At 36.8% G+C, this 7,527-nt stretch carries 7 protein-coding genes and 1 pseudogene; 4 read left to right on the forward strand and 4 right to left on the reverse strand.

Annotation, left to right across the window (positions count from 1 at the left end):
• Positions 1 to 491: pseudogene (locus V5N63_RS01230) on the reverse strand (2,3-bisphosphoglycerate-independent phosphoglycerate mutase); the annotation flags it as partial.
• Between the two features lie 120 nt (positions 492 to 611).
• Here V5N63_RS01230 and V5N63_RS01235 point away from each other — a divergent pair.
• Positions 612 to 1,307, forward strand: coding sequence for an SIR2 family NAD-dependent protein deacylase (locus tag V5N63_RS01235; RefSeq protein WP_332032278.1), 696 nt, complete (start codon positions 612 to 614; stop codon positions 1,305 to 1,307).
• Positions 1,308 to 1,464: 157 nt separating this feature from the next.
• On the opposite strand, the gene V5N63_RS01240 is transcribed toward V5N63_RS01235, so the two are convergent.
• The 3 genes from V5N63_RS01240 to V5N63_RS01250 form a co-directional block, all read right to left on the reverse strand.
• A complete protein-coding gene (locus V5N63_RS01240) occupies positions 1,465 to 2,109 on the reverse strand; it encodes a response regulator transcription factor (protein ID WP_088469164.1) in 645 nt (214 codons plus the stop codon).
• Positions 2,110 to 2,114: 5 nt separating this feature from the next.
• Entirely contained in the window at positions 2,115 to 2,840 is a 726-nt protein-coding gene (locus tag V5N63_RS01245) for a sensor histidine kinase (protein WP_143332943.1), read from the reverse strand.
• Positions 2,841 to 3,568: 728 nt separating this feature from the next.
• Positions 3,569 to 4,123, reverse strand: coding sequence for a hypothetical protein (locus V5N63_RS01250; RefSeq protein ID WP_332032280.1), 555 nt, complete (start codon positions 4,121 to 4,123; stop codon positions 3,569 to 3,571).
• A gap of 85 nt (positions 4,124 to 4,208) precedes the next feature.
• On the opposite strand from V5N63_RS01250, the gene V5N63_RS01255 reads away from it, so the two are divergent.
• The 3 genes from V5N63_RS01255 to V5N63_RS01265 form a co-directional block, all read left to right on the forward strand.
• Positions 4,209 to 4,877: a YggS family pyridoxal phosphate-dependent enzyme gene (locus V5N63_RS01255; RefSeq protein ID WP_332032283.1), complete on the forward strand. Its 669-nt coding sequence runs from the start codon at positions 4,209 to 4,211 to the stop codon at positions 4,875 to 4,877.
• A 78-nt stretch (positions 4,878 to 4,955) separates the two neighbouring features.
• Positions 4,956 to 6,140, forward strand: coding sequence for a sigma-54-dependent transcriptional regulator (locus V5N63_RS01260; RefSeq protein ID WP_332032285.1), 1,185 nt, complete (start codon positions 4,956 to 4,958; stop codon positions 6,138 to 6,140).
• Positions 6,141 to 6,196: 56 nt separating this feature from the next.
• Positions 6,197 to 7,527, forward strand: a 1,331-nt coding sequence (locus V5N63_RS01265; RefSeq protein ID WP_332032287.1) for an MATE family efflux transporter, incomplete at its 3' end; no start/stop codon positions are given.

Here is a 7,527-nt window from a genome sequence, read left to right on the forward strand (position 1 = left end):
ATAAAACCCTTCCCCGAATGCGGATCACAGTCGCGTCCATCAGTAAATGCGTGCACAAAAACATCGTCATTCAAGCCATACTCATGCGCTGCGGTGAGCAAACCTTTTAGATGATTGATATGGGAATGAACGCCTCCATCAGAAACCAATCCAATAAAATGAACTTTTTTCTTGTTCAAACTGGCATATTCAAACGCCTGGGTAATTACATTTTCTTTTCCTAAAGTTGCATTTTCGACAGCCATGTTAAGTTTTACCAGATTTTGATAAACAACCCTTCCGGCGCCTAAATTCATGTGGCCTACTTCCGAATTTCCCATCTGCCCAAAAGGCAAGCCAACAGCAATTCCGCTGGCTTCCAGCGTTGTATTAGGGAAATTATTATAACAGGAATCGATAAAAGGTGTATTTGCCTGAGCAATAGCTGAAACTTCCGGGTCAGTTCCTAATCCCCACCCGTCGAGTATGGCTAAAATGGCTTTCTTTGACATTTTGAATATATTTATTGTGTTTACAAATTTAGCGATTTTGTGAACAATTTCCATAAATTTAAGCCACAGTATTTTAAAGCAGGTTTTAGCAACATTAATAATTATTTTTAAAGTAAAATCATGAAAAAGAAATTGGTAGTACTTTCCGGTGCAGGGATTTCTGCAGAAAGCGGCGTGAAGACTTTCCGGGATTCAAATGGGTTGTGGGAAAATCACCGCATTGAAGATGTTGCCAGTTTTGAAGGCTTTGAGAAAAATCCGCAGATGGTACTGGACTTTTATAACGCTAGAAGAAAACAACTTTTGGAAGTAAAACCAAATGCTGCACACTTAATATTAGCGGAACTGGAAGCATTTTTTGATGTGGAAATTATTACCCAAAATGTAGATGATCTTCATGAAAGAGCGGGCTCAAGTAAGGTTACCCATCTTCATGGTGAACTGTTGAAAGTACGTCCACTTAATTCAGAAACTGAAATTTTCCACTGGGAAAAAGATTTAAATGTGGGTGATTGTGATGCCAATGGTGTTCAGCTCCGTCCGCACATTGTTTGGTTTGGTGAAATTGTTCCTGAAATGGATAAGGCAATTGCATTGGCAGGAGCAGCGGAACTATTTTTAATTATCGGAACATCGATGCAGGTTTATCCGGCTGCTGGGCTTATAGATTATGTTCCGGCGAACTGCGAAATTTTTGTAATCGACCCAAATCTTGAAAACAGTTATGCAAAATATGAGAACTTTTTTAAAACTTCCGCGACTGAAGGAGTGAAGATTTTGAGGGAGCTATTGATGCGTAAATATTTAAAATCGTAAACATGCATATAGCGATTTAAATACTTACTTTTTTGGTATTTAAAAATAAAAAAGAACCAGCCAAAAACCGGTTCTCTTTTTTTCATTATTTGTGTCATATTTGATACCACAAAAGTAATTAATAATTATCTTAAAAATACCGTGAAAACACCCTTTTTTAACATAAGTTGTGTTTTATTGCAAAAAGAACAATACCGACGCGGGTTTTTACATTTAGTTTCAGAAAAATTGAATCTCTGTAACCATCTATCGTACGGGGACTTACGAACATCTGATCTGCAATTTCTCTATAGGTAAGTTCGGAACAGGCAAGTTTAATAAATTCCAGTTCACGGTCTTTTAAAGTTTCATTCAGGTTTTTCATGAATTTTTCTTCAGTTTTAATTTTCAAAAGACTCTGGGTAACCATATCGGTATAAAAAATGCCTTTTTCATGCACGATATTAATGGCATTAAAAAGAATATCGGGCGACATATCTTTGAGCAGATAGCCTTTAGCGCCGGCTTTCATCATTTTAATAATTGTTCCTTCATTATCCTCCATTGTTAAAGCGATTACTTTGAGATTAGGAAACTTACGTGAAATTTCCGCCGTCGTTTCAATACCGTTTTTAATCGGCATATTAATGTCCATTAAAACAACATCGGGATAAGTTTTTACTTTCTCCAGTTCGTCTATAAAATCCTGTCCGTTGAAACAATTCATCGTAACCTGAAAGTTAGGATTCAGTGAAATCATATTTTCAAGCGCTTTAGAAACCAGCTTGTGATCATCCACAATTGCAACTTTTACAGCTTCCATGTTTTTTATTTTTTGGGATATATAAGTTTTAGAACTGTACCCACATTTGCTTTACTTGTAATCTGCAAATCTGCATTCATCATCAAAGCTCTTTTCTTCATATTGTTGAGTCCGGAACCGTCTGTCTTCCCTCCTTTAATTCCTACCCCATTATCCTGAATGATTATTTTCAATGTTTTGGGACTGTCTTTAACTTCTATATTTAGGTTTTTCGCTTTTGAATGTTTAAGTGTATTATTCACACTTTCCTGAATGATTCTAAAGATGATAACCCCATCTTTCGGGTTAATTTCAATATCATGTTTATTGCTGCGGAGTTCAATGTCAATTAATTTCAGTCTGGCAATTCTGTTCATTTCGATTTCCAGGGTATCAATAAGTCCGAAATGCTCTACTTGATCCGTTATAAAAGTTTTTGACATATTCCTAATGTCCTGAATGGTTTCCCCCAGCAATTCGTTAATCTCCGATAAACTTACTTTAGCCATTTCATCACACTGTGAAATCAATTGATTAATCATAAGTTTGGCTACAGAAAGCTTCTGGCCAATATCGTCATGCAGTTCCTGACCTATATAGTTTAAAGTAACTTCGCGCATCTCAATCTGTGCAAGGGTAAGTTCCTGCTGAAATTTCATGTCATTCTCTTTTTGGGAAAGCAACAACTCGCCTTTTTTTCTTACGTAGAATACATAGATCAAAACCATCATTAATACTACGGACAGTATCATGATGGTTGAAATTATAATCAATATGTCAACTTCATTGGCTTTCAATGATTATCCATAATTAATATTTCTTTTCTACTAAAAAAAATACCTGCCAGCATAATGGTATATCCCGTAAAGTTAACAGAATAAAGTAATATGAGAAAAATATTTTTAGAAATTGATAACTGAATTGCATTTTTACTCATAATAATCAGCGGTAATACGCCCAAATAAATTACAATAAGGCTTATGGAAATCCAGAAAGGATAATAGGTTATAATGTTAAATATTTTCTCGGAATTAAATGTTTCAAAGAAAAAAAGCGTAATGGAAAGCAAAAGCAGAAATATTGTGATAAAATATGTTATATAAGGAAGAAATGAAAAGAAATCATCTATTAATATTACTGACAGTATAATATTCAGAAAATTTAAACAGACAATTCCTAACTGTATGTTCTTCGAACGCCGCTTTTCGAGAATTTTATAGTAATAAATGAGAACCGTACTTAAAGAACAAATAATTACTCCTCCGGACATAAATGGTGTGGAATTATATTGTTCTCCATATATTATTTTACCGATGGTCGCGAATAATTCTGATAGGAATACAAAAATCATGGATATAATAAAATACCAGATCTGCGGCCCCAAATGTTTTCTTCTAATGATTAATAAAATAATAATAATAAAATAAATAACCAGTAAAGCACCGGTTAAATACAATCTGTTAATTTCCATAGCATTGGTCTAGTAAGGAGGGTTTGCCGAAGAAAAATCCATACCTGGAACGCCTTCGATTTCTTCACCTTTCATTGATGAACTTTGTTTTGTAGAAGATTCTTCCTTATCAGCAGAAATTACCGTCGGAATTAAATAAACAGTCTGATATCCATAGAGTTTGGAGTCTAACCGGGAATCAAAATCACCTTTTTCAGGATATTGTCCCATTTTTATTTTTATTCCTGTTACCTTCTGATTTTTGCTTCCGGCTTCTTTTTTTGCAAAAGCGATATAGCCTTCCAGATCTTCTAAAGTATACCAAAATTCACGGGAATCTGGGTTGTTCTTACTACGTTTTTCGTTGATATACCTGTAGTTGTTTGCGGAGTAAGTCGAATCCAGTTTCAACATGAGATCTTTATCAATCATTTTTTTCTGGTAACTGCTGGTAACTTCTGTCTGGGTCACTTCTAGCTTACCTTCGGCGGAATTTTCCTGCTTGCTTGCCTGATTACAACCTGCTAAAACAACCGTTGACAGCACACACAGCAACCCACCGAAAGTATAGATTTTTATTTTCATAATTTTTATTTTAACCAAAAATACTTTATATTTGATTACGAAATACAGTAAAAACACCCTTTTTTACTGATTATGCAAAAACCTCATGTCTTCTAAAGAAATCAACACCAATTATCAAAGAATTAAGAACAATTTACCAGATGATGTACAGCTTGTTGCGGTATCAAAGACTCATCCTGCAGAAAAAATAATGGAGGTTTATAGCCTTGGCCAGCGTATATTCGGTGAAAATAAAGTACAGGAACTCCGTGAAAAGCAACCGTTGCTTCCAAAGGATATTCAATGGCATCTGATTGGCCATTTGCAAACCAATAAAGTAAAATATATCGCAGATTTTATTGATACAATACAAAGTGTAGATTCAGCTAAACTATTGGAAGAAATCGACCGACAGGCAGCCAAGCATAACAGGAAAATTAAGGTTCTGCTTCAGGTGAAAATCGCAGAAGAAGAATCTAAATTCGGTTTAGAAATTCATGAAGCCAAAGAACTTTTCACAGATTGGCTGAACGGTAATTATCCAAACATAGAAATAGAGGGTTTAATGGGAATGGCGACGTTCACCGAAAATAAAGACCAGGTGATGAAAGAATTCACTTTCCTGAAACAAATTTTCGATAAAATGTGTCTGCAAAAACAATTAAAAATTTTATCAATGGGAATGAGCGACGATTACCCACTCGCCATCACTTGTGGAGCAAATTCTGTACGAATAGGGTCCGCCATTTTCGGGCAAAGACAATATGACCTCTAATTCGTTTTAGGTACGTTTATTGCTACATATTCTGCAAATTCTAAAACTGAATTTTATTAAATCCATAAATTTTTATTAATGCAAAAAATCTTAATTGTTGAAGATGAAAAAGCCATTTCTGGCGTACTTCAAAGTATCCTTTCCGATGAACTGCCGGATTACGAATTTGTAATTGCCGAAGACGGGCTGGAAGGTTTAAAGCATATTGAGAAAGAAGATTTCGCTTTGGTGGTTTCCGATATTAAAATGCCTAAAGTTTCGGGTACTGAACTGTTGAAACAGGCGTTACAGTTAAAACCCGACACTACTTTTGTAATGATTTCAGGACATGCCGACATCGATACTGCGGTAGATTGTCTGAAGGAAGGTGCTTATGATTTTATATCGAAACCAATTGACATTAACCGCCTTATTACGAGTGTAAAAAATGCTTTAGACAAAAGAAACCTCACCAGAACCAACCAGGTTCTTAAAGTAGAAAACACGACTTTAAAAAAGAAAGTCAATAAAAAATACCATATGATCGGTCAGTCTGCTGCCCTGAAGAAAATTCAGGACATGATTGAAAAAGTAGCCACCTCCGATGCCAGGGTTTTAATTACAGGACCAAACGGAGCCGGAAAAGAACTTGTAGCCCACTCCATCCATGCGCAAAGTGACCGAAGTAAAGGACCAATGATTGAAGTAAATTGCGCCGCAATTCCTTCGGAACTTATCGAGTCTGAACTTTTCGGTCATGTGAAAGGAAGTTTTACGGGAGCAATTAAAGATAAGCAGGGGAAATTTGAACTTGCCAATAACGGAACTATATTTCTTGATGAAATTGGTGACATGAGTCTTGTTGCACAGGCAAAAGTACTTCGTGCACTGCAGGAAAGCAAAGTTTCGCCTGTTGGCAGCGATAAAGAGATTAAGGTTGACGTTAGAGTTTTGGCGGCCACCAATAAAAATATGAAAGCCGAAATTGAAGCCGGAAAGTTCAGAGAAGACCTTTACCACAGGCTTTCGGTTATTGAAATTTATGTTCCACCCCTGGATGAGCGAAAAGAAGATATCCGACTCTTGGTTGAACATTTTTCAAAAATTATCTCTGAGGAACACGGAACCGCACAAAAAGCTTTTGATGAGAAAGCCATTGCAGCCCTCGAGAATTTCAGTTGGACCGGTAATATCCGAGAGCTCCGTAATGTAGTAGAACGGCTCATTATCTTAGGCTCAAATCCGGTTTCGGCAGAGGATGTCAAGAATTTTGTAAGGAAATAATAACATTAAGTAAATAAACCAGGAAGTTTGCAGTATTTTTGCTGCAAATTTTTTTTATGAAATTTCTCAATAAGGAGTACACCAAAGCGTGTCTCACACTGGCGCTTCCGGTAATGATTACACAGGTGGGCCAGGTTTCGGTTAATTTATTCGATAATATTATTGTCGGTAAACTTCTGGGTGCGCAGGCTCTGGCATCGGTTTCCCTGGGAAATGCTGTGTTTTTCTCGATTTTCGTATTTGCGCTGGGATTTTCATTTGCTATTCCGCCATTGGTTTCTGAGGCACATTCGCAGGAAAAGCACAGCGTCATCAATTCTGTATTCCGCCATGGATTTGTCATTAACATCGGCATTGGTTTATTGCTGATGATACTGCTTTATGCTGCCATGCCCCTCCTCTATCACATGGATCAGCCGGAAGAAATTATTCCTGACACGATAGGTTTTCTCAGCATTATGACGATAAGTATCCTGCCGTTCATGGTTTTCCAGACACTGCGTGAAGTTTCCGAGGGTTTGTCGTATACAATCGGTGTTACCAAAGCTACCATTATTGCAAACGTTATTAATGTTGGTTTGAATTATGTTTTCATAAAAGGAATGTTCGGATTTCCTCCGATGGGCGTAAAAGGTTCTGCCTTAGCCAGTTTAATTGCAAGAATTTTTATGATGGTATTTCTTTACTATGTATTGCTGAAAGAGGAAAAAACAAGAAGATACATCAAAGCATTTTCTTTAAAAATCGCAGAATTTTCCAAAGAAATGTTCAGAAAAATGCTGAAAATAGGATTTCCTACTGCGTTACAAATGTTTTTTGAAGTTACAGCATTTGCGGGTGCTGCTTTCATCTGTGGTCTGGTATCGGCAAAAGACATTGCATCACACCAGATTGCACTCTCAATGGCATCATTTACCTTTAATCTCTGTGTCGGATTCAGCGTGGCATCAACCGTTTTGATTGGCCGAAAATTAGGAGAAAGGGACTATGTGGGATTAAAAAATATAGGCATTAATAACCTGAAACTCGTATTTATTTTTATGTTTGTTTGTGGTTTGTTTTTTATCATCGGAAGACACATTCTGCCCACATTCTTTACGAAACCTGAAGATGTAGATGTGGTTCAGCTTGCTGCAAAACTCATGATTATCGCTGCACTGTTCCAACTTTCGGATGGTATTCAGGTGGTGGCTCTGGGAAGTCTCCGGGGAATACAGGACGTGAAAATCCCATCAATCATCACCTTTATCGCCTACTGGCTTATTGCAATTCCGTTGGGCTATGTACTTTGTGTTCCGTTAATGATGGGCGCTTTCGGCATGTGGATTGCCCTTGGTCTTGGTCTAACTGTTTCAGCAGCTTTGCTTGTTTACAGGTTTTTGAGTCT

The sequence above is a fragment of the Kaistella sp. genome (assembly GCF_032060305.1).
In the GTDB taxonomy this organism is placed as follows: Bacteria; Bacteroidota; Bacteroidia; order Flavobacteriales; family Weeksellaceae; genus Kaistella; species Kaistella yananensis.

Bases quoted from the DNA above. Each gene is read 5' to 3' on its own strand.
- V5N63_RS01260 (WP_332032285.1), top strand. From the start codon at position 4,956: ATGCAAAAAATCTTAATTGTTGAAGATGAAAAAGCCATTTCTGGCGTA.
- V5N63_RS01255 (WP_332032283.1), top strand. From the start codon at position 4,209: ATGTCTTCTAAAGAAATCAACACCAATTATCAAAGAATTAAGAACAAT.
- V5N63_RS01245 (WP_143332943.1), bottom strand. From the start codon at position 2,840: ATGATACTGTCCGTAGTATTAATGATGGTTTTGATCTATGTATTCTAC.
- V5N63_RS01240 (WP_088469164.1), bottom strand. From the start codon at position 2,109: ATGGAAGCTGTAAAAGTTGCAATTGTGGATGATCACAAGCTGGTTTCT.
- V5N63_RS01250 (WP_332032280.1), bottom strand. From the start codon at position 4,123: ATGAAAATAAAAATCTATACTTTCGGTGGGTTGCTGTGTGTGCTGTCA.
- V5N63_RS01235 (WP_332032278.1), top strand. From the start codon at position 612: ATGAAAAAGAAATTGGTAGTACTTTCCGGTGCAGGGATTTCTGCAGAA.